The organism is Mycobacterium paraffinicum, assembly GCF_001907675.1.
GTDB classification, from domain to species: domain Bacteria; phylum Actinomycetota; class Actinomycetes; order Mycobacteriales; family Mycobacteriaceae; genus Mycobacterium; species Mycobacterium paraffinicum_A.
This window is the reverse complement of the sequence record NZ_MPNT01000006.1, coordinates 150,583-172,581: the sequence shown is the minus strand read 5'-3', so window position 1 is coordinate 172,581 and position 21,999 is coordinate 150,583. Positions and strand designations below refer to the sequence as shown.

12 protein-coding genes and 1 pseudogene are annotated in these 21,999 nt (G+C 70.0%); 3 read left to right on the top strand and 10 right to left on the bottom strand.

Annotation, left to right across the window (positions count from 1 at the left end):
• Positions 1 to 52 precede the first annotated feature (52 nt).
• Complete coding sequence (gene hrcA / locus BRW65_RS09345; protein WP_073873799.1) at positions 53 to 1,084, bottom strand: heat-inducible transcriptional repressor HrcA; 1,032 nt, start codon at positions 1,082 to 1,084, stop codon at positions 53 to 55.
• Between the two features lie 206 nt (positions 1,085 to 1,290).
• Here hrcA and BRW65_RS09340 point away from each other — a divergent pair, with 206 nt between their 5' ends.
• The 3 genes from BRW65_RS09340 to BRW65_RS09330 all read left to right on the top strand — a co-directional run bounded on the left by BRW65_RS09340 (position 1,291) and on the right by BRW65_RS09330 (position 3,164).
• Complete coding sequence (locus BRW65_RS09340) at positions 1,291 to 1,605, top strand: type II toxin-antitoxin system VapB family antitoxin (RefSeq protein WP_073873797.1); 315 nt, start codon at positions 1,291 to 1,293, stop codon at positions 1,603 to 1,605.
• 79 nt (positions 1,606 to 1,684) lie between these two features.
• Entirely contained in the window at positions 1,685 to 2,284 is a 600-nt protein-coding gene (locus BRW65_RS09335) for a carboxymuconolactone decarboxylase family protein (protein WP_073873795.1), read from the top strand.
• Positions 2,274 to 3,164, top strand: a complete 891-nt coding sequence (locus BRW65_RS09330) for a sigma-70 family RNA polymerase sigma factor (RefSeq protein WP_073873793.1) — start codon at positions 2,274 to 2,276, stop codon at positions 3,162 to 3,164. Before BRW65_RS09335 ends, BRW65_RS09330 begins: the two co-directional genes overlap by 11 nt.
• On the opposite strand, the gene BRW65_RS09325 is transcribed toward BRW65_RS09330, so the two are convergent.
• The 9 genes and pseudogenes from BRW65_RS09325 to BRW65_RS09285 all read right to left on the bottom strand — a co-directional run bounded on the left by BRW65_RS09325 (position 3,158) and on the right by BRW65_RS09285 (position 21,991).
• Positions 3,158 to 3,667 carry a hypothetical protein gene (locus BRW65_RS09325; protein WP_073873790.1) on the bottom strand — a complete coding sequence of 170 codons (510 nt, stop codon included), beginning with the start codon at positions 3,665 to 3,667 and terminating at the stop codon, positions 3,158 to 3,160. The two genes, BRW65_RS09330 and BRW65_RS09325, sit on opposite strands and share 7 nt — an antisense overlap.
• 177 nt (positions 3,668 to 3,844) lie before the next feature.
• Positions 3,845 to 4,360 (bottom strand): hypothetical protein, encoded by a 516-nt coding sequence (locus BRW65_RS09320; RefSeq protein ID WP_073873923.1) that lies wholly within the window; start codon positions 4,358 to 4,360, stop codon positions 3,845 to 3,847.
• A gap of 170 nt (positions 4,361 to 4,530) precedes the next feature.
• Positions 4,531 to 4,749 (bottom strand): MbtH family protein, encoded by a 219-nt coding sequence (locus tag BRW65_RS09315; protein ID WP_073873788.1) that lies wholly within the window; start codon positions 4,747 to 4,749, stop codon positions 4,531 to 4,533.
• Complete coding sequence (gene mbtG / locus BRW65_RS09310; protein ID WP_073873786.1) at positions 4,727 to 6,022, bottom strand: NADPH-dependent L-lysine N(6)-monooxygenase MbtG; 1,296 nt, start codon at positions 6,020 to 6,022, stop codon at positions 4,727 to 4,729. The genes BRW65_RS09315 and mbtG overlap by 23 nt, the downstream gene beginning before the upstream one ends.
• Positions 6,019 to 10,431, bottom strand: a complete 4,413-nt coding sequence (locus BRW65_RS09305; protein WP_073873784.1) for a non-ribosomal peptide synthetase — start codon at positions 10,429 to 10,431, stop codon at positions 6,019 to 6,021. The genes mbtG and BRW65_RS09305 overlap by 4 nt, the downstream gene beginning before the upstream one ends.
• Positions 10,428 to 16,952, bottom strand: a complete 6,525-nt coding sequence (locus BRW65_RS09300) for a non-ribosomal peptide synthetase (protein WP_073873782.1) — start codon at positions 16,950 to 16,952, stop codon at positions 10,428 to 10,430. The genes BRW65_RS09305 and BRW65_RS09300 overlap by 4 nt, the downstream gene beginning before the upstream one ends.
• Positions 16,912 to 19,942 (bottom strand): annotated as a pseudogene (mbtD, locus tag BRW65_RS09295) (mycobactin polyketide synthase MbtD). The gene BRW65_RS09300 and the pseudogene mbtD overlap by 41 nt, the downstream one beginning before the upstream one ends.
• Positions 19,942 to 21,264 (bottom strand): polyketide synthase, encoded by a 1,323-nt coding sequence (locus BRW65_RS09290; protein WP_073873780.1) that lies wholly within the window; start codon positions 21,262 to 21,264, stop codon positions 19,942 to 19,944. The pseudogene mbtD and the gene BRW65_RS09290 overlap by 1 nt, the downstream one beginning before the upstream one ends.
• Positions 21,251 to 21,991 carry a thioesterase gene (locus tag BRW65_RS09285; RefSeq protein WP_208611776.1) on the bottom strand — a complete coding sequence of 247 codons (741 nt, stop codon included), beginning with the start codon at positions 21,989 to 21,991 and terminating at the stop codon, positions 21,251 to 21,253. The genes BRW65_RS09290 and BRW65_RS09285 overlap by 14 nt, the downstream gene beginning before the upstream one ends.
• Positions 21,992 to 21,999 lie beyond the last annotated feature (8 nt).

Below are 21,999 nucleotides of genomic sequence, written 5' to 3'. Positions count from 1 at the left end.
CTCTCCTAAACCTGGTCCTTATCCCGCGCCTGGGCATACCGCGGGTGCGCGTTCATCGAGCACCCAGGACTTCGCCGATATAAAGGGCAACCGCGGCGACGTTGGCGATAGTTCCCGGATAGTCCATCCGGGTGGGCCCCAGCACACCCATTCCGCCGAACACGGTGTCGGAGGTGCCGTAGGCGGTGGTCACCATCGAGGTGCCCGCCATTTGCTCGGCGGCCGTCTCATGGCCGATACGCACCGTCACCTTACCGGCTTCCTGCTGGGCCGCCAGCAACCGCAACACCACCACCTGCTCCTCGAGCGCCTCGAGGATGGAACGCAGTGAGCCGCCGAAGTCGGCGGCGTTGCGCGTCAGGTTGGCGGTCCCGCCCATCAGCAAACGTTCTTCGGTGTGTTCCACCAGCGACTCCAGCAACACCGTCGCCGAGCGGCCGACGGCGTCGCCCAGGCCGTCGGGGGCGCGGAGTTGCCCGGCCAGGTCGGCCACCGCGATCGAGGCCGCCGAAAGCTTCTTGCCGATCAACGCCTGGCCGAGCATCTCCCGGAGCTGGGACAGCTGATGGTCGTCGATGACGTCGCCGAGTTCGACGATGCGCTGATCCACCCGACCGGTGTCGGTGATGACCACCATCAGCAGCCGGGCGGGCGTCAGCGCGATCACTTCCAGGTGGCGGACGGTGGACGACGTCAGCGTCGGGTACTGCACCACGGCCACCTGGCGGGTCAGCTGGGCCAGCAGCCGCACCGCCCGCCGCAGCACGTCGTCCAGGTCGACACCGGACTCCAGGAAGTTCAGGATCGCGCTGCGCTCGGCGGAAGACAGCGGCTTGACGTCGTGGAGCCGATCGACGAACTCGCGGTAGCCCTTCTCCGTGGGCACGCGCCCGGAACTGGTGTGCGGCTGGGTGATGTAACCCTCGGCCTCCAGCACCGCCATGTCGTTGCGGACCGTCGCGGACGAGACGCCGAGGTTATGGCGCTCCACCAGCGTCTTGGAACCGATGGGCTCCTTGGTGGCAACGAAATCGGCGACGATGGCACGCAACACCTCGAAACGCCGATCGTCGGCACTTCCCACTCGTTGTCACCTCCCTGCACCGCGCTGACCGGGTCCATTTTACGGGTCTCGAGCCGGGCTAACGGTTACCAGCAGGCGGGCAGCGGCGGACGGTCGGCGGCGCCGGTGGCGATTACGGGCGCTTCGGCGCTCGCGACGCTTCTTCCGGTTAGCCTGTCCAGCATGAATCGGTCGGGTGAGGGCGACGCGTCGTGGGAGATGGGGCCATGATTTTCAAGGGCGTGCGCGACGGCAAGCCGTACCCCGAGCATGGGCTGTCGTACCGGGATTGGGCCCAGATTCCGCCGCAGCAGATCCGGCTCGACGAATTGGTCACCACGACGACGGTGCTCGCCCTGGACCGCCTGTTGTCGGAGGACTCCACCTTTTACGGCGACCTGTTTCCGCACGCGGTGCGGTGGAGGGGCGTCACCTATCTCGAAGACGGCCTGCACCGGGCGGTCCGCGCGGCACTGCGGAACCGCACGGTGCTGCACGCGCGGGTGTTCGACATGGACATGGCGCCGGGGCCGCCGACGTAGCCGGTCACGTTTGCCCGCCGCCGGGTGTCGACTTAGTGAGGACGTTGGTTTCACACCGCAACTTGCTAGGAGGATCGCCATGTCCCGGTTGCCGGGGGTCTCCGACCGTGACGCCGGTCTAGGCGCCAAGATCGCCTTCTTCTTCACCAAGCGCAAACTGGCCCAGATGACCGGGCTCGAAACGGCCGGGATGCTGGAACCGCTGCGGATGTACGCGCACATCCCCCGGCTGCTCAACGCGTACGGCCGGCTGGAGCAGGCCGAGTCGAAGCTGGACATCCTGCGCCCCCGCGACCGCGCGCTCGCCGAGCTCAAGGCGGCCACAACGATACGTTGCCAGTACTGCATCGACCTTGGTTCGCAGATCGCCCGTCGCTGGGGCATCACCGACGAGGAACTGCTGGCGATGGCCGACTACCGGAACGCGGCGTGCTTCTCCGACGTCGACAAGCTGATCCTCGAGTACGCCACCGCGATCAGCCGCACCCCTGTCGAAGTCAGCGACGAGCTTTTCGATGCGCTGCGCACGCATTTCGACACCGCCCAACTCGTCGGGCTCACCCACGTCATCACGCTGGGCAACCTGCGGGCCCGCTTCAACCTCGCGCTCGGGATCGGCCCGTCAGGTTTCTCGGGTGACCGGGTCTGTGCCCTGCCCGAAATGCACGGTGACACGTGACCCGGATGTGTCGCTGACGGCGCGTTTCGAGGCGGCCCGGCCGCAGCTCGGCGCCATCGCCTACCGCATGCTGGGCTCGATCGACGACGCCCAGGACGCCGTGCAGGAGGCGTGGCTGCGGCTGAGCGGGAGCCCGGCCGACGGCATCGCCAACCTGGACGCCTGGCTGACCACCGTGGTGGCCCGCATCTGCCTGAACATGCTGCGCGACCGCCGGGCCCGGGGTCGCGAGGAGCTGGCCGCCGTCCTGCCGGACCCGATCGTGGAAGCCGACGGCGAGTTCGACCCCGAACACCGCGCGATGCTCGCCGAGGCGGTCGGGCTGGCATTGTTCGTGGTGCTGGATACGTTGCCCCCGGAGCAGCGCCTGGCGTTCGTGCTGCACGACGCGTTCGCCGTGCCGTTCGACCAGATCGCCCCCATCGTCGGCCGGACCCCGGAGGCCACCCGCAAGCTGGCCAGCCGGGCGCGCCGGCGCATCGAAGAGGCCGACCCGGCCCCCGACCGCGACGTGACCGCCCAGCGGGAGGCCGTCGACGCGTTCTTCGCGGCGGGTCGCAGCGGCGACTTCGACCGCCTGGTGGCGGTGCTGCATCCCGACGTGGTGCTGCGCGGCGACTTCGGCCGGGGCGCCGCCGGCTTCCGCGCCGAGGGTGCGCCCGCCGTGGCGAGGCTGGCCCGCGCCTACGCGGGCCCGGACCGCGAGGTGCGCGCCGCGACGGTCAACGGGGCGGCCGGCGCGGTGATCTTCGTCGCCGGGCAGGCCACGGCGATCATGGGATTCGTCGTGCGCGACGGCCTGGTCGCCTCGATCGACGTGCTGGCCGACCCCGTCCGCATCGCCAAGTCAGACCTGGGCGCGCTGCGCGCCGGTCACTGACCAGCGGCCTGCAGCAACTCCATCGCCGACGCCCGCGACAGCACCCAACCGCCCTGGTTGACGAACGTGACGTTCTGCGTGACCGGCGAGGTGAGCTTCGGGCCGGAGACCGCGACGTCGGCCGTGGCCGAACCGGCCGCGGCCGGCTGGATGTTCGTGACATCGAACGACAGGGGCAGGTCGCCGTTCTTGGCCGCCTTCTGCAGCTTCTTGTCGGCGACGTGCGCCTCGATCCCGCTGATGCCACCTTGAACCAGGTTGCTCTTGCTGGAGAAGGAGACGCTCGGGTCGGCCAGGCTGGTCAGCACACCGGTCAGCTGATCGGCGGTCGGCAGGTCGGCGGCCGCAGCCGGAGCCGGAGCCGGATCCTGCGGTAACGGCGCACCGATCGAGGCCAGCCGCACCTGAACCACCGAAGGCGCGACGGAGACCGCGCCGGCGGCCGCACCCCCGATGACGGCGAAGGCTGCCGCGCTGGTGGCGAGCAACTTGACGGTTTTCATGGTTCCCCCTTCGACGGGCACGCCTGGTGAAACGGATCCACGCATCCGGCGTGGTGTCAGCGCGCCTGCTACTCCTGTTGTTTCGCCTCTCGGCACGGCTACGTTACGGCCACGCCATGTGAAGACAACAGGCGGAACCTGTGCCCCCGCTGTGCGGCAGCCCAGAATTCGGGCCGGCTAGTTCGTCGCGGTCGCCGCCTGAATCAGGGCGATAGCGGCGTCATGCTGCAGAATCCAGTTGCCGCCTTGATTGACGAACACCAAGTGCTTCTCCACCGGCCCGGCGAACTTCGGACCGGAGATGGCCACGTCGGCCTGGGCCATGTTCGGGCCGGCCGGCGCGATGTTCGTCACCGCGAACGTCTCGGGAAAGTTGCCGTTGCGGTAGGCCTTTCGCAGATCGTGGTCGGCAACGTGGCCCTCGTCCGGGCTGATGCCGTTCTCGACCAGGTTGTTCTTGGTGGTGTATGAAACGCCCGGGTCGGTGGCCTGATTGCACAGGTTCGCCAGCTGCTCGGGGCTCGGCAGGGCGCCCGGGGGCGGCGGCGGTGGCGGCGGGTCCTGCGGCAACGGCGCACCTAGCGCGGCCAGCCGCACCTGATCCATCGGCGCCGCAATGAAAGCGCCACCGGCGGCTCCCCCTACGACGGCGAACGCCGCCACGCCGGTGGCAATACTCTTCATGGTTTTCACGGTTCCCCCTTCGATACGCATGCACCATGGCGGGATCCCAGCGATCTTGTCTCCCACCCGGTTCCGCGTGACCACGGTTTGGTTGGTGTAAGTGTGCCTGGTGTTACGGGTATTTGTGTCTCGGGCCGGTCACGGTACGGCGACGCTACGGCCGCGTGCGCCGCCGCCTGTTACGTGCGTCGCTCGATCGATTCCCGGAGGCTCTTGGGCCGGATGTCGGTCCAGTTCTGTTCGATGTACTCGAGGCACTCCGCGCGGCTCGCCTCGCCGTGGACCACCCGCCACCCCGCCGGTTTGTCGGCGAAGCTCGGCCACAGGCTGTGTTGTTCCTCGTCGTTGACGAGGACGAAGAAGGTGCCGTTCTCGTCATCGAAGGGGTTGATGCTCATCGCGTCTCCTTGTCGTGCGCTTGGACGGGCCGACCGAACCCACCGTGGATCCCAATACCCGGTCTGACAACAATCCCAAGCAGCTGAGGTTGGGAAATCCTGGCCCCTGCGTCAACCCGGAGAGGTTCGGCAGGAACAACTTGGGGGTGACGTCGGTGACGGCCAGGTCGTAGCCGATCGCTTCCTGCAGGCTGTCGGCGGTCAGCGGTCCGCCCAGGCCGAGCTCCAACAGGTCCAGCACGTCCTGGCCGAACAAGGACGTGAACCACAGCGAGTCGGCGCCGGAACCGTCGATGACGAGGTCGAACCCGTGCACCGTCTCGAGGTTTTCACTGCCCCGGTTGGTGGACAGGGTCAGCCGAACCTGCCCGTCGCGGCCCACCGCGTGGGCCACCCGGCCCCGCAAGTGGCGGATGCGGTCGTCGGCCAACAGGGCCTCCTGCACGTTCGCCGAGAACACGCCGCGGTCGGTGCGGGCCAGCGCGTCGCGGCGTTCGGCCAGCGTCAATGCGTTCCAGTCGGTGGGGTCGGAGAACAGCGAGTTCTCAAAGAAACTCTCCCCGCGGGTGAACAGCGTCACCTGAGGCGAGATGACGGTGATGGTCGAAACCCGGTGCCGGAACAGCTCGTTGAGCATCGACGCCGCGGTCTCGCCGCCGCCGATCACGGCGACCCGCTCGGCGGTGATCCGGTCGTGGCCGGCGGCGCGGTCCCAGAACTGGGCGATCGACAGCATGCGTGGATTGCCGGGCAGCAAGGATTTCTCGGCCTGCCCGGGCCCGGTGATCATCAGGGCGTCGGCGTGCACGGTCGTCTCGTGGGTGTGCAGGGTCCATTGGTCGCCGCTGACGGCCAGGCGTTCGACCTCACCGTGTACCACGTTGAGGCCGATTTGGTCGGCCACCCAACCCAGGTACTGGCTCCACTTGCGATGGGTCGGCGCGGGACGGCCGCGGTCTATCCATTCGGCGAACGACGCCGTGGCGATCAGGTAGGACTGCCAGCTGTAGCGGGTCATCCGCTCGTCGAGTTCGGCATTGCGGCGGGGCACCAGCGCCGAGCGGTACGGGAACCCGACGTCCTTCTCCGGGCTGGTGCCCAGCCGGTGCGCCCCATCGGTCCAACCGCCGCTCGCCTGCCAGTTGGCCGCGACGCCGATGCGTTCGACGGCGATCACCTCGGGGGCATCGACGCCCATGTCCCGCAACGCGGAAGCCTTGGCCGCGACGGCGACCGCCTTGGCTCCAGCACCGAGGATCGCAAGTGTGCTCATCTGGCCAGCTCCCGAAGTGAATCGATCCAAAGATGTTGCAGCACAGCCACATCGGCGCCGCTGAGAATGTCGGGCAGCGTGCGCCATTGTGCGGCCAGCACCTGTTGCCCGTCGTCGAACGTCAGCAGGGCGGCCACGATGGTGAGCTCGTGGCGGACCGCGAGATCCGGTTCGGGCTGCGGCGACACCCCGGCCAGCAGCTCGCGCTCCAATGTCAGCGCGGTGCCGCCGTGGGCGTGGGCGGCGCCGAGGTAGTTCAGTAGCAGTTGCGGCGCGGGCAGCGGCGCGAGGCGCTCGGCGGTGTCGGTGCGCAGGTAGCGCAGCAACCCATAGTCCAGCCCGTCGCCCGGGATCGCCGCCAGCAGTTCCCCCACGTTTCGCGGATCCGCCGACGTGACCCGCAGCGGGTAAATGGAACTCAGCAGTCCGACGGTGTCGCCGGTGTCGATGGTGTGCGCGCCCGAGTCGTCGACGAGAGCGTCGGCGCGCCCGTGCGTTTCGAGCGCCAGCAGGGGCGCTGGCGTGGCCTGATCGCGGGACTGCCGCCACCGCGTCACCGTCGCCGCCGTGGCGGCGATCAGCAGGTTCGGCATCGGCAGGCCCGAGCCCAGCAGCCGACGGGTGATGTCGGCATCGGTGGCGATCATGCGGACATCCAGGTCGCGGGCGCGGTCGTGACGCGGATCGACCCGTCGCGCGCCGAGCTCGGGATCGTCGCCGTCGGACTGGGCGGCCCAGAACTGCACCGTGTCCAGCCGGTGAGCGCGCTCGATGAGCGCGGCGGCCCAGCGCCGGTAGCTGGTGTGCTCGCGGATCGGCGCGGGCGAGCGTCCGGCGGTCAAAGCCGTTAGGGCGGAATCCAGTTCGCCGAGGACCACCCGCCACGACGCCGGATCCATCGCCAGGACGTGGGCGGCCAGCAGCAGGACGCTCGGCCCGGCCGGGGGGCGAAGCCACACCGCGGCGAGCATCGTCCCACACTCCGGGTCTAGGCGGTCGACGGCCCGCGCGACGTGTGCGGGGATTACCGCCTGCACATCGTCGGCGACCGGAATCTCCTCGATGAGCCCGGTGTCGGCGCCCGGTACCGGAACCAGGGTCGTGGCGGACCGGTCCAGGCGGACGCGCAGCACTTCGTGGCCGTTCACGATGCCGGCCAGCGCGGAGTCCAGTTGCTCGCGGGTGACGTTGTCGGGCAGCCGGATGGCCTCGGTCTGCGCCAGGCGGCGCGGTTCTCCGAATTCGTAGAGCCAGCGGCCGTTGGGCAGCACCGGCATGGGCCCGGTGTCGTCGTCGACATCGCTTGCGGCGGCTGCCGTTTCGGAGTCGGTCGCCTCCGCCAATTCGCGGACGTTGGCGCACTCGAGGATGAGCCTGGCGCGCAGCGGAATTCCCCGCGCCCGGGCCGCCTGCACCACTGAGAGGGCCGTGATGCTGTCCAGGCCCAGCTGCAGGAAATCCGCGGAGACGTCGACTCGGGGTTGACGGAGAATCTCCGAAAGAAGGTTGGCCAATGCGGCTTCGGTCGGCGTGGCGGGGTCGGCCTCGGCGGGCGCCGCCTCGGCGCTCTCGAAGGCGCTGAGCGCGGCCTCGTCCAGCTTGCCGTTGACCGTCAAGGGGATCTCGTCCACCGTCACGAAGCGCTGAGGGATCATGTAGCGCGGCAACCGGGAGCCGAGCATGCCGCGCAGCTCAGCCGCCGACGGCGGCCGCGCCGCCCCATCCGCAACCACCACGTAGGCGGTCAGCCGGGCGACCCCCTGGTCCCGGCGCACCAGAACGCCCGCGTGCTGGATAGCGGGATGTGATTCGAGCGCGGCCGCGATCTCGCCCGGCTCGACGCGATAGCCGCGGATCTTGACCTGAGCGTCGGCGCGGCCCACGTAGCCCAGGGAGCCGTCGATGCCCCGACGCACCAAATCGCCCGTCCGGTACATGCGTTCGCCGGTCACGAAGGGATCGGCGACGAACCGCTGGCTGGTCTCGGCCGCACGGCCGAGATAACCGCGGGCCAGCTGGGCGCCGGCCAGATACAGCTCGCCGGTCGCCCCGCACGGCACCGGTCGCAGCGCGGAGTCCAGCACGTAGCCGCGGGTGTGCAGGGTCGGCCGCCCGATCGACGGCTCGTCGTGCTCGGCGATGGCGGCGACCACGCCCTCGACCGTGGTCTCGGTGGGGCCATAGCAGTTGTAGGCCACCATGCCCGTGCGCGCGCACTCGGCGCGGATAAGGATCCAGGCGGGCTTGCCGAGCGCTTCCCCACCCAGCGCCAGCACCGCGAGCGGCACCGTGCTGAGCAAACCGCAGGCCGCGAGTTGGGCAAACATCGACGGGGTGGTGTCAATCATGTCGATGCGGTGCTCGGCGATCAATTCGACCAGCGCCTCGGCGTCGGTCTGGGTGTGCTCGTCCACCACGTGCACGGCGTGACCGTCGAGCAGCGCGACCAACGGCTGCCAGGCGGCGTCGAACGCGAACGACCACGCGTGCGCGACGCGCAGCGGTCGGCCCAGCCGGGCGGCCGCGGGCCGCAACACGTTGTCCAGATGGTCGTCGGCGTAGGCGCCCACCGCCGCGTGAGTCCCGATGACCCCCTTGGGTTCTCCCGTGGTGCCCGAGGTGAAGACGACGTAGGCCGCCTGGCCGGGCGACACCTCGACCGGGCGGAAGTCGGCGCCCTGCGGTTCGCCGGGCGCCGGCGAATCCTCGTCGAGCACGATCGCGGCGCCGGATTGACGCAGGATCGAATCCACCCGTTCCGGCGGGGTCACGGGCTCCATCGGCACGCACGTGCCGCCGGCCTTGAGCACGGCAAGCATCGCGACGATGTATTGCGGTCCCCGGGCGAGCCGGATGCCCACTGGGGTCTCGGACCGCACCCCGCGGTCGGCGAGGCGGGCGGCCAGGCCATTGGCGAGGGCGTCCAGTTCGCGGTAGCTCAGCGCGCCGCCCGCCCAACTGACCGCGATGCTGTCCGGGTTTTTGGCGGCGACGTCGGCGAATCTCGTGTGGATGCCGATCGCCGACGGGGTGGCCGGGGCCGCGCCACCCAGCGGGGCCGTCTCGTCCTCCAGGAGCACGCTGACCTGGCGCAGCGGCCGCTCCCAATCCTGCAGCAGCCGTTCGGCGGCGGTGAGCACCCGCCGGCCGAAGGCCGCGGCGGGGATGGCGCCCAGCGCACCGTCGATCACTTCGACCAGCACCACCAGTTCGCCACCTTCCATGTGTGCGGCGACGGTGATCGGGAAGTGGGACAGGGTTTGCAGGGCGGACGGCCGGAATGTCGCACCGCCGGCGGCCAATTCAGCGTCGGCGGTCAGTCCGTCCAGGGGAAAGTTCTCGTACACCAGCAGGGTGTCGAACATTTCCCCGACGCCGCCGAGCGCGCGCAGTTGGGCATGCCCGAGGTAGCCGTGTTCACGCAGCAGCGCGGCCTCCCGCTGCACCGTGCGGCATTGCTCGCCGACGCTCGCGGCCGGGTCGAGCCGCACCCGCATGGGAACGGTGTTGATGAACAGCCCGATCATGGTCTCCACGCCGGTCAGTTCGGGTGGCCTCCCGGACACCGTGACCCCGAAGACGACATCGTGGGTGTCGGTCAGCCTGGACAACACCAGCGCCCACGCCATCTGCATCAGGGTGTTGACGGTGATGCCGCGGGCGCGGGTCTCGTTCACCAACCGCGCGGTGGCCGCGGCCGGCAGGCGAAGTTCGGTGGTGCGGGGCAGCCCGGTCCGCCGGTCCTCCGCCGATCCCAGCGCCGCCGAGAGCAGGGTGGGGCCGGTAAGGCCGGCCAGGTGCTCGCGCCAGACCCGTTGACTGGCATCCAGATCGCGACTCGCCAGCCAGCCGATGTAGTCGCGGTACGGCCGCGGCCTGGCGGGCAGCGCGGACAGGTCGCCGCCGGCCTGGTACAGGATCATCATCTCGTTGACGAACACCGGCATCGACCAGCCGTCGATCACGATGTGGTGGGCGGTGAGCACCAAACGCCATCGGCTGCACGGCAGTTCGATGAGCAGGAAGCGGATGGCCGGACCGCGCTCCAGGTCGAAGGGGCGCCGGCGTTCACCGTCCTGCAGCGCCTGGACATCCTCGGGCGCCGCGGCGACGGTACGCCACGGCAGCTCGACCCGGGACGGCACGATCTGCACCGGGCGGGCGATCCCTCGGCTGAAGAAGCTGGCGCGCAGGTTGGGGTGTCGCTCCAACATCTTTGTCGCGCAATCACGTAACAACTCGACGTCGAGCGCGCCGGAGATGTCGGCGGCCATGCCGATCACGTAGGGATCGTCGGCATCCCCGTCGGCGAATTCGGCGAGCGTGGTCAGCGAATACAAGCCCTCCTGCAGCGGGCTCAGCGCCATCACGTCCTCGATGTCGGGCGCGACGTCCTTGGTGGCCGTCATGGCGCCCCGTCGCGCGATGAGGACCAAAGCTGCGTCACCGCAGCCAAGGCGTCGGCCGAGAGTCCGGACGTGCTCATCGGCTCGAACTGGGTGTCGGCGTGGTCGGTGTCGTTCTGCCCGTCGACGGCGGCCGCCAGCTGCTGCACCGTCGGGTTCTCGAAGATCATCCGTGGGTTGACCGCCAGGCCGGCGGCCCGCGCCCGCGAGGCGAGCTGCACCGACAGGATGCTGTCCCCGCCCAGGGCGAAGAAGTCGTCGAAGCGACCCACCTCGGGCGTCGACAGCAGTTCGGCGAACACCTTGGCCAGCGCCCGCTCGGTGTCGGTGCGCGACGGCTCCGTCCTCCCGCCGGTGGTGACCGCGGGGCGCGGCAGCCCGGGCCGATTCAGCTTGCCCGAGTCGGTCTTGGGAAGCGCGTCCAGCACGGTCAATGAGGACGGAATCATATAGCCGGGCAGCGTCGCGCCGATCGCGGCGCGCACCTCCGACGTGAACGAGGCCTTCTCGGCGTCATCGGCTATCGGCCGGTGCGGCACAACGTATCCGGCCAGCGAGGTGCCGCCGTGCACCTCCCAGGTACGCGCGGCGGCGGCGGCGACGCCATCAGCCCCCGCCAGCGCCGCTTCCACCTCGGCCAGCTCCACCCGGAACCCGCGGACCTGGACCTGGTGGTCGGAGCGTCCGACGAATTCCAGTTGGCCGTCCTCGGTCCAGCGGGCGAGGTCGCCACTGCGGTACAGACGCGAACCAGGCTCGGGCGCAAAGGGATTGGCCACGAACCGGGTGGCGGTCAGTGCGGGGCGCTTCCAGTAGCCCCGCGCGAGTTGATCGCCCGCGTAATAGAGTTCGCCGACGACGCCGACGGGCACCGGCCGCAGACCGTCGTCGAGCAGGTAGGCATCCGCCCCGGGAACCGGCTTGCCCACGAGGGGATTCGGCGGCTCCAGCCGCCCGCGGGACACCGCGCCGGACGTTTCGGTGGAACCGATGTTGTTCAACAGCTCGGTGTCCGCGCCGGCACACACGGACACCAGCCGCTGCAGCAGCGACGCGCTCACCGGTTCTCCGCCGCACACCAGCCGGGACAGCGTCCGCACCGCGTCGGGGCGGCTGTCCACCAGGACGGAGACCAGGCTGGGCACCGCGGTCACCTGCGCGACCGCGTGCCGATTCATCAACTCGCCGAGGGCCTCCGGGTCGCGGTGTTCGGCATCGTCGGCGAGGATCATCGTCGCCCCCGCCGCCAAGCCGGCCAGCATCTCCATGCCGCCCTCGAGGAACGTGATCGAGGCCTGCGCCAGCCGGATGTCGTGTGCCCGCGGCGGGTAGTGCCGCAGCTGCCAGTCCAGCCGGGCCGCCATCGACCGATGGGTGCCCAGCGCGCCTTTCGGCTTGCCCGTCGATCCGGACGTGAAGACCAGGAACATCGGGTCGTCGGGGTGCGGCGGCGGCAGTTCCCGCCGGTCGACGTCCCCGCTCTCCACCGCGGCGCGCACCTGCGGGTCGTCGAGCGAAAGCACCGTGACGCCGGCGACTTCGGGGATGCCGCCCGCCGCTTCAGCCGTGGCCACCACGACGGGCGGCCGCACGTCGTCGAGCATGAACTGCTTGCGTGCCAGCGGGTAGCCCGGATCGATGGGGAAGTAACCACCGCCCGCCTTCATGATGGCCACCAACGCCACCACCAGGTCGATGCTGCGCCGCGTCGACAACCCGACCAACGACCCCGGCCCGACGCCGCGCGCCGCGAGGAGCGCCGCGAGGTTATCCGAAAGGCGGTGCAGGGCTGGGTAATCGATCTGCTGACCGCCGCAGCGCACCGCGATCCGGTCGGACCCCAAGCCTCGGCTGGGCTCCAACAGTTCCGGAATGCTGCGTGGCCGGTCGCGCGGCGGCCGCTCGCCGCGGCTCCAGTGCTCCAACAGGCGGCGCCGCTCTGCGGCGTCGGTCAGTTGCACGTCTCGCAAGCTCTGATCGACGTTGTCGGCAAATTCGCTGACCACCCGCGTCAACCAGCCGGCCAACCGCTCGATCGTGGCCCTGCTGTACAGCTCGGTGCGGAAGATCAGGTTGCCGTTGTATCCGACTCCGCCCGAGCCGTCGGTACCGAAGAAGTTGACGCTGAGGTCGGCGTGGGCCATGTCGAAGACGGGATCCAGCGAGGTGCACACCGTGTCCTGCTCGCCGCCGCCGGGGGCTTGTTCGATCACCCGCGTCGCCGGCAGATGGTCCCGGACGTGCACGACCACCTGGAACAGCGGATTGCGCGACAGCGATCGCACCGGGCTGACGCTGTCGACGACGCGGTCGAACGGCAGGTCCTGATGCGCGTAGGCGGCCAGCGCCGTTTCCCGTGCGCGGGTCAGCAACTCGCGCAGCGTCGGGTTGCCGGTCAGGTCGTTGCGCAACACCAGGATGTTGACGAAAAACCCGATCAGCTGGTCCAATTCGGCCTCGGTGCGCCCTGCGACCGGGGTGCCCAGCGGGATGTCGAGCCCACCACCCGCTTTGTGCAGCACCACGGCGACCGCCGTTTGCAGCAGCATGAACTCGGTGATGCCCAGCTCGCGGGACAACTCGGCCAGTTTGGCGCGCGTGGCCGCGTCGATGCGGAAGTCGACGGATTCGCCCTCACCGCTTGGCACCCGCTGACGCGGGAAGTCGGGCCGCAGCCCGGTGTCCTCGGGCAGCCCGGCCAGCTGACGGTTCCAGTACTCCCGCTGCTCGGCGGCGACAGGAGATTCCTGACCGCTCGCGTCGCCCAGGAACTCACCCTGCCAGGCCGCGTAGTCGGCGTACTGCACCCGCAGCGGCGCCCAGACCGGGGCTTCCCCGGCCCGCCGCGCCCGGTACGCGGTCATCACGTCGGCGAACAGCACCCCGGCCGACCAGTGGTCGGAGGCGATGTGGTGGACCACCAGCGACAGCACGTGCTCGGCGTCGTCGGCGGTGCGCAGCACCGCCACCCGAACCGGCAATTCGCGGTCCAGCTCGAAGCCGTGCCGGCGCTCGGCGTCCAGCTCCCGCCGCAGCCAGGTCTGATCGGGCCCGGTTGCGCGGCGCACGGAAACCTCACCCGCGGGCCCGACAACCTGATAGGGCACGCCATCCAACTCCACATAGGAGGTACGCAGGATTTCGTGCCGGGCGACGACGTCGCCGATGGCGGCGACCAGGGCATCGATGTCCCACGGACCACTCAGTTTCGCGGCGAAGGGAATGTTGTTGACCCAGCTGGGCCCGTCAACGCGGTAGGCGAACCAGCTGCGCAGCTGGGAGGCCGACAGCGGCATGGGCTCGTCGTGGGCGGTCGCGATCAGCTTGGGTCGCGACTGCCTGAGCTCGCCGGAACCGAGCTGGTCGACCCGCTCTGCCAACGAGCCCACCGTCGCCAGTTCGAAGATGTCGCGGATGCCCACCTCCACGCCACACTCGGAGCGGATCGCGGCGACCAGTTTCGTGGCCACCAGCGAGTGGCCGCCCAAGTCGAAGAACGAGTCGTCGACCCCCACCCGGTCGTGACCGAGCAGCGCGGAAAACAGTGCGGCGATGCGGCGTTCGGTGGGAGTGGCCGGGTCGCGGTATTCGGCGGCGGCCGCGATCTGCGGTTGAGGCAGCGCGGCGCGGTCGATCTTGCCGTGCGCCGTGATCGGGATTTCGTCAAGGGCCACATAGGCGGCCGGCGTCATGTAGTCCGGCAGCGCCGCCGCCACCCGGGCGCGGATCCGCTCGATGTCAACGCTTTCCGGGCCGTGGCCCGGCACCGGCGTGACGTATCCCACCAGGCTCTTGCCCAACCGGGGCAGGTCCATGGCCAGCACCACCGCCTGCCCCACGCTGGGGTCCACCGAGATGGCGGCCGCGATCTCGCCCAGCTCGATGCGGAAGCCGCGGATCTTGACCTGTTCATCGGCGCGGCCCACGAACTCGATGTCGCCGTCGGCGTTGCGCCGGGCAAGGTCGCCCGAACGATACAACCGGCCGCCCGGGGTGAACGGGTCGGCGACGAAACGCTCGGCGGTCAGCCCGGGCCTGCGGTGGTAGCCATGCGCGACATGTGTTCCGCCGATGTATATCTCGCCGATGACCCCAGCGGGAACCGGACGGAGCGCGTTGTCGAGCAGGTGGACCTGCGTGTTGATCTTCGGGCGCCCGATAGGCACCACCCGGGTGCCTTGGGCCCCTTCCACCGGGTAACTGGTGCAGTTGACCACGGTTTCGGTGGGGCCGTAGAAGTTGTACAGCAGCGCATCGAAGGTGGCGTGGAACTTATCGGCGATCTCGCCCGGCAGCGCCTCCCCGCCGATGGGCACGCGGCGCAGGGTGCGCCACTGGCTGACGCCGGGGAGCGAGAGGAACAGCCCGAGCAGCGACGGCACGAAATGCATCGAGGTGATGCCTTCGCGGCTCAGCAGATCCGTCAGGTAGCCGATGTCGCGTAGTCCGTCGGGGCGCGGAATCACCAGCCGGGCGCCCATGATCAACGTGCCGAAGATCTCCCCCATGGACACGTCGAAGCTCGGCGACGCGACCTGCAACAGCCGGTCGGTCTCGTCGACGCGGTACTCGTCGCCGAACCAGACGAAGTATTCGGCGATCGGCGCGTGGGGCACCGGCACGCCCTTGGGCAGACCGGTCGAACCCGACGTGTAGATCAGATAGGCGGTGTTGTCCGGGGACAGCGGCCGGATCAACTCGGCGGGCGCGGTGGCCGGGTACCGCGACAGCTCGGAAACTGGTTCGCGCAGCACCAGTTTGGCGTCAGCGTCGCCGAGGATGAAGGCCAGCCGATCCTCAGGATAGGTCGGATCCACCGGCAGATAGACCGCGCCGGCCTTCAACACGCCCAACGCGGTGATGACCAGTTCGGGTGACTTGTCCAGCAACACCGCGACGCGATCTTCTGTGCCGACGCCCCGCTCGATCAGCCAGTGCGCCAGACGGTTCGACTCTTCGTCGATCTCGCGGTAGGTGTACTCGCGGCCCTCGTATACGACGGCGATGGCGGCGGGCGACAACTCCGCGCGGCGGGTGACCAACGCCGGCAAGGTGGCGGCCGGCGTTTCAAATTTTTCACCGGTCGAGGCCCGGCGCAGCCACTCGGCGTCGTCGGTGCCCATCAGCGCGCACGCCGCCAGCGCCGTGTCGGGGTTCGTCAGCGCGTCGTCCAACAACACGGCGTAGTGCCGCAGTAGTTGATCCACCAGCTGCTGATCCAGCACCTCGACCAGGTACTCGGCCTCGACCAACCCGGCGCCCGAGCGGTCCAGCTCGACCATGAAACTCAGTGGCAGCTGGTTGAAGTGGCCGCGCAACTCCCCGCGCGTGCACCGCACCCCCGGCGGGCAGAAGCCGGCGCCATCGGGCTCGCGTTGCCCGAAGCTCACCCGGGTCATCCGGTCGGCGCCGTGCCGACGATCGGGGTTGGATTCGCGAACCAGCCAGTCCAGGTCGGCGCGCGAATGGGCGAATGCGCCCACCGCGCGGTCCCGAGTTTCGGCCAGCAGCTCGCGGAACGTCTGGTGAGGGCCCGGCCGCAGCCGGATCACCACGGTGTTGCCGTAATACCCGATCGCCGGTTCGGTTCCGACGCCGCGGTTGAGCACCGGAGCGGCGATCAGGAAGTCGGTTGACTGGGTGTAGCGGTGCACCAGCGCGGCGAAGGCGGCCATCAGCACCATGTACGGGGTTGCACCGGTTTCCCGCGCCAACGCCGCCGCCCGGTCGACGGTGCCCGCAGGCAACGGCATCGTGGCGCGTTGCGCGCGCCAGGTGCTTGGCACCACCGATCCGTTGGCGCCCGGAAGCTCAAGCGGTTCGGGCAGATTCGCCATCTGGCTGCGCCAGTATTCGTAATCCGCGGCGGGATCGGTGGCTTCCCCCGGCGGTGGGGCCGCTTGCGGGGGCTCGCCGCGGTAGCCGTCAGGGTCGACGTATGCGCGGGTCAGGTCGGCGAAAAACGGTGCCCACGAGGCGTCATCCCAGGCGATGTGGTGCGCGGTGATCAACAGCATCAGCTCGTCGGCCGAAAGCCGGGCCACGGTGACCCGTAGGGGCGAATCCGTGGCGAGGTCGAAGGGCCGGCGGAAATCGCGCTGCGCCAGCACGTCGAGCCGTAGCCGCCGGGCCTGATCGGTCAGCTCCGACAGGTCGTGTTCGGCCCACTGCGGCCTCAGCTCCTCGCGGATGACCGGATAAGGGTCGCCGTCGGAACCGGTGCCGTACGTCGTATGCAGCATCGCGTGCCGCCCCGCCACGGCCTCGACCGCATGCCGCAGCCGTTCGATGTCGACCGTGCCGGTGACGCGATAGGAGATGCAGACGTTGAGCAGCGCGCTGTCGGGATCCACCGACTGCACGAACCACATCCGGTGCTGTCCGACGGACATGCGCGGGTGTTCGTGGGTTGCCACCGGCGCGCCGGCGGCCGGCCTGGCCAGGCCGCGTTCGGCGATCTTGCGGCGCAACAATTCCAGGCGCTCATCGTCGAGCCGTGCGCCGGCTCGGGTGGTTTCCGTCACGCGGGGAGTCCAACCTTTCTAGCTTCGCGAGCGTCGGGTGTTGCGCCTTCCGGCGGCCCGCTGGAGCCGGCGCGCAACGCATCGATCAATTCGTCGAGGGTGATCCCGCCGAGCATGCGAGCGACCGGGACCGAGCGTCCGACCGTCCGGCGCAGCCGCTTACGCAGATCGAGTGCCAGCAACGAGTCCACGCCGAGGTCGATGAGCGGCGCGGCCGGGTCGATCGAGACCGAGTCACCCAGGTGCAGTGTCGCGGCGAGTTCGGCGCGCACCACCTCGGCCAACGGCCTGGTGACGGACTCGCCCGCTCCCCCGCCGCTTGGGGTCGAATTGAACGGCATTGGCATCCCTTGGCTTTCGAAGAACACCGCGAGCCGGTCGAAGTCCGCGTCGAAGATCAGCGGATCGCCGTCATAGCGGTGCAGGCCGGCCTCGATCGCCGCCTCGGGCGCCATCGCGATCAGACCGGAGCGTTCGGTGCGGGCGATCTCGGCGGCGTCCACGACACCGGCGGCCTGCCAGAGTCCCCACCGGATCGCCACGCCGTCGTGGCCCCGGGCGCGCAGCTGGGCGACCAACACGTCCAGCATCCGGTTGGAGGCGGCATAAGCGGCGTGGTGGTAACCGCCCCACACCCCGAATACCGACGAGCAGGCCAGGATTCGGCAGTCCGGCCGCAGCGGCCACGCGTCGGCCAGCAGCGCCAGCCCACGCACCTTGGCGGCGCATACCGCTGCCACGTCGGCGCCGGTCAGGTCGGCGTGGGAGCGCGGCTCGGCGATGCCGGCGGTGTGGATCAGCAACGACGCCCGCTCCCCGGCGTGCCTGCCGGCTCGGGCCACCGCGACCGGATCGGTGATGTCGCAGCGCACGGCGCGTACCTCGGTGTCGTGGCCCTCGGTCAGCCGGCGCAACGCGGCCTGGTCGAGGCCAGTGCGGCTCAGCAACGTGACCGTTCGCGCCCCGCGCTCGATGCAGTACCGCGCATACTCCAGGCCGATGGCGCCGCTGCCGCCGGTGATGACCACGTTGTCCAGCGCGGCGGCGGCCAGCGGCCGTTCGGCCGCCGAATCGCGGCAGTCCCGGAAGGTTCGGACGTAAGGTCGTAGCACCTCGCTTCCGCGCAGGGCCACCTCGGCCGCGTCACCGAGCAACACGTCGACGACGGCGCCCGCCGCCCTCGCGTCAAGGTCCCGGCCCGCCAGGTCGAGATGTCCGAAAGCCGGGTCGGTGAATTCGAAACCGACGCTGCGATGCATCGCGGCCAGCGCCGCCTGCGCCGGGGACGCGGCGACGTCGTGGGGATGCACGCTTTCCGCGCCCGCGGTGAGCAACCAGACGGCCCGGCAGCGCGGGCCGATCAGGGCGGCGTAATCGGGTAGCCCCGCGTCCGGTCGGCGGGCGATCTGCTCGATCGCCGCCACGGGATCCCGCTCGTCGAGCCCCGGGGCGATGACCGCGACGATCTCCGCCTCCTGCGGTGCGACGACTCGGCAACCGCCCTGTGCGCCAACGGCATCGATCAGCCGCTGCGTCAACGCGCCCTCCGCGCCGGCGGCGAAGAACCCGATGTCGGCGGCCGCCGCGTTCGACGGCGACGCGGGTTGCCAGGCCTCGGTGGCGACGGTGAGCGAGGGGGTCGGCGCCTCGATCAGCGGCTCCGGCGCCGCCCACAGGTGCACCGCCCGCATCGGCGCGTTGGGGAACCCGCGCAGCGGCCGGCGGGCACCGCCGGGAACGGTGTTCGCCCACTGGCACCCGGGATCGGCGGTCGCCACGGTCGCGATGTTCTTCGCCAGCACCTCGGTGATGGCACCCTCGCGGTGGCCCGAGCCGACGACCACGCTGGTCCGTTCGTCGATCAGGTCCGCGAGCGGGTACAGCAACGAGGGATGCGCGGACATTTCGATGAACGTGGTGGCCCCGAGTCGTCGAGCCGTGGTCACCGCCTGATCGAAACGCACGGTATTGCAGAGGTTTTCATACCAGTACTGGGCGAAGCCCACACCGCCGCCGACCTCCCCACCGAAGGTCGAGCCGACGAACCTGACGGGGCTGTCCTGGAAGGCCGAGCGGGGAACCAGCTCGGTCAACTGCGCGCGCAACGGCCGCAGGAGGCTGGTGTGCCCGGGGTAGTCCACGGACAGCTGATGGGTGAACATCCCCCGTTGGCGGGCCAGGCGCACGATGGCCGCCACGGCGTCGTGGTTCCCGGATACCACGGTCGACGAGGGGCCGTTGACCGCCGAGACTTCCAGCCAGTCCGCGGTTTCCCCGATCAGGGACTCGGCCTCGTCGACGCCGGCGCCCAGCACCACCATGGCGTATCGGCCCGCCAATTGGTCGACGATGGTGGCGCGGGCTCCGACCAGCGCGACCGCGTCGGGCAACGTGACCGTTCCGGCCACGTACGCCGCCGCGACCTCGCCGAGGCTGTGACCGACGGCGATTGCGGGGAGCACCCCGTGGAATCGCCATTCCTGGGCCAGGCTGACCGCGTGGGCGAATTGCGCTCCCTGGATTTCGGTCCGCGACCAGTCGCGGTCGGGCCCATCGGTCAGGTAGGGCAACGGTGAGGGCAGCCCCGCGGCGAGGAACGCCTGCGCGCATCGGTCTGCCTCGGCCCGGTATGCCGGAAGTCGTTGATAGGCTTCGGCTCCCATCGATTGCCATTGGTTGCCCTGGCCGGGAAACACGAACGCGATGCCCGGCGCAGCCCCGGCCGACGACCGGGTGACCAGCGGGTGCTCTTCGCCGCGGGCCAGGGCGGACAGCCCGCCGGCGAGCTCGGCGCGGTCGGCCGCCCGGACCACCGCGCGATGCCGCCGCACCCGCCGCAGACCCAGCAGGCTCGACGCTATCGCCGCGGTGTCCGCGTCAGTCCGGTCCAGATAATCCAGGATCGCCCGGGCGTCGTCGACGATCAGCTCTTCGTCGTGCGCAGTGAGCAATACGGGTATGCGACCGTCGGGCAGTGGGGACGTGAGCATCACGCGACCTCGGGGAGGGAGACGATCACGTGTGCGTTGGTGCCGGCGATGCCGAACGCCGACGTCGCCGCGATCCGTTGCCCGGCGACCGCCGGCCACGGGGTCAGCGTCTTCGCCAGACGCAAACCTTGGCTGTCCCAATCGATTTCCCGGCTCGGATCGGTCGCGTGCAGGGTCGGTGGGATAGCACCGTGTTCGGCCGCGACCACCACCTTGGCCAGCCCGAGCGCCCCGCTGGCGGCCAGGGCGTGCCCGACGTTCGACTTCACCGAGCCGAGCAGCGCGCCACCACCGGGCGCCGTGTCACCGTAGGTCTGCGCCAACGACCGCAGTTCCGTGCGGTCGCCGAGGCGGGTGCCGGTGCCGTGGCCCTCGACCATGCCGACCTCCTCCGGACGAATCCCGGCCTGCGTCATGGCACGCCGGAACAAGCGCAGCTGGGCATCACCGCTGGGGGCGCTGAGCCCGGCGCTGCGACCGTCCTGGTTGACGGCGGTGGCGCGAACCTCGGCCACCACCTCGTGGCCGGCGCGCAGCGCGGCCGACTTGCGCTGCAGCACAAACATCGCGGCGCCCTCGGCCCACACCGTTCCGCTGGCCTGCGCGCTGTAGGGGCGGCAGTGGCCGTCGTCGGACAGGGCGTGTTGCTTGGAGAACTCGACGAAAAAGCCGGGCGAGCCCAGCACGTTCACCCCGCCGGCCAACGCCAGGTCGCAGTCGCCGTTCTGGACCGATCGCACCGCGACATGGAATGCGGCCAGCGCAGACGCACACGACGAGTCCACCGTCAACGCCGGCCCGGCCAGCCCCAGCGTGTAGGCGACCCGGCCGGAGATCACGCTCAGCGCCGTCCCGGCGAGCAGGTGGCCGCTGTGCTGGGAGAAGTTGGCCATCTGCGGCCCATACCCGGTGGCCGAGGCCCCGACGAAGCAGCCCACGTCGTGCCCGGCCAGGTCGTCGGGATTGATGCCGCTGTTCTCCAACGCGCGCCAGGAGACGCGCAGCACCACGCGCTGCTGGGGATCCATGGCGACGGCCTCCCGCGGCGAGATGCCGAAGAACTCGGGGTCGAAGATCGTTGCGCCCAAAAGGAATCCACCGCGATCATGGATTTCCTTGAAGCCGCTGCGCCGCGAGCCGGCGAGCAGCTCGCTCACCTGCCAACCGCGGTCGGTGGGGAACGGGCCGAGCGCCTCGCGGCCACCCGACAGCAACTCCCAGTACTTCTCGGAGCTGTCGATGCCGCCGGGCGCTTCGAGCGCCATGCCGACGATCACGACCGGATCGGGCGCGCCGTCACACCGGTTGTCAGACATCGGCATTCACCCGCCGCGCCACCGCGCCGATGTGCTCGTTGAGATAGAAATGGCCGCCGTCGTACAAGAACAACTCGAAGTCCCCCGCGGTATGGTTCTCCCAGAGCCGTAGCGCGGCCGGATCGACCCGGTGGTCGTCACACGCCCCCAATACCCGGATGCCGGCGCGGATGCGCACGCCGGGGGCGCACTGGTAGCGATTGATCGCTTGATAGTCGGAACGCACCGCGGTGGTCAGCAGTTCCGCGAACTCTTCGTCGGCGAGCAATTCGGGGTCGGTGCCGCCGAGATCGGCGATGTCGGCGAGCAATCCGTCGTCGGTGGTGGGGAGCTCCGGCATCGCGGCGACGGCCGACGGCGCGGGACCGGCCGAGACCCACAGGCGCTGCACGGCGGTGTCGTGGGATTCGGCGATCCGGGCGAACTCGAACGCCACGACGGCACCCATGCTGTGGCCGAACAGCCGAAGCGGCGCGACGCGGCTCCACGGCCCCGCTTCGAACAGGCCCCGGGCGAGGTCGTGCACGGTGTCGGGGGCCGGGTGACTCAGCCGGTCCGCGCGCTGCGGGTACTGCACGATGTAGGCGTCCCCGCCCGAAGCCAGCGCGGCCGCCACCGGGCGATAGCTCGCGGCGGCGGCCCCGGCGTGCGGAAATACGACGGTCGCGACGGCCCGCCGGTTCCCGTTCCGGCCGGGCACCCGCTTGATCCAGGATGCGAACTCCGTCGGCATGCTCAGTA

Bases quoted from the DNA above. Each gene is read 5' to 3' on its own strand.
- BRW65_RS09340 (WP_073873797.1), top strand. From the start codon at position 1,291: ATGATTTTCAAGGGCGTGCGCGACGGCAAGCCGTACCCCGAGCATGGG.
- BRW65_RS09335 (WP_073873795.1), top strand. From the start codon at position 1,685: ATGTCCCGGTTGCCGGGGGTCTCCGACCGTGACGCCGGTCTAGGCGCC.
- BRW65_RS09325 (WP_073873790.1), bottom strand. From the start codon at position 3,667: ATGAAAACCGTCAAGTTGCTCGCCACCAGCGCGGCAGCCTTCGCCGTC.
- BRW65_RS09315 (WP_073873788.1), bottom strand. From the start codon at position 4,749: ATGAGCATCAACCCCTTCGATGACGAGAACGGCACCTTCTTCGTCCTC.
- mbtG (WP_073873786.1), bottom strand. From the start codon at position 6,022: ATGAGCACACTTGCGATCCTCGGTGCTGGAGCCAAGGCGGTCGCCGTC.
- BRW65_RS09305 (WP_073873784.1), bottom strand. From the start codon at position 10,431: ATGACGGCCACCAAGGACGTCGCGCCCGACATCGAGGACGTGATGGCG.
- BRW65_RS09290 (WP_073873780.1), bottom strand. From the start codon at position 21,264: ATGCCGATGTCTGACAACCGGTGTGACGGCGCGCCCGATCCGGTCGTG.
- BRW65_RS09285 (WP_208611776.1), bottom strand. From the start codon at position 21,991: ATGCCGACGGAGTTCGCATCCTGGATCAAGCGGGTGCCCGGCCGGAAC.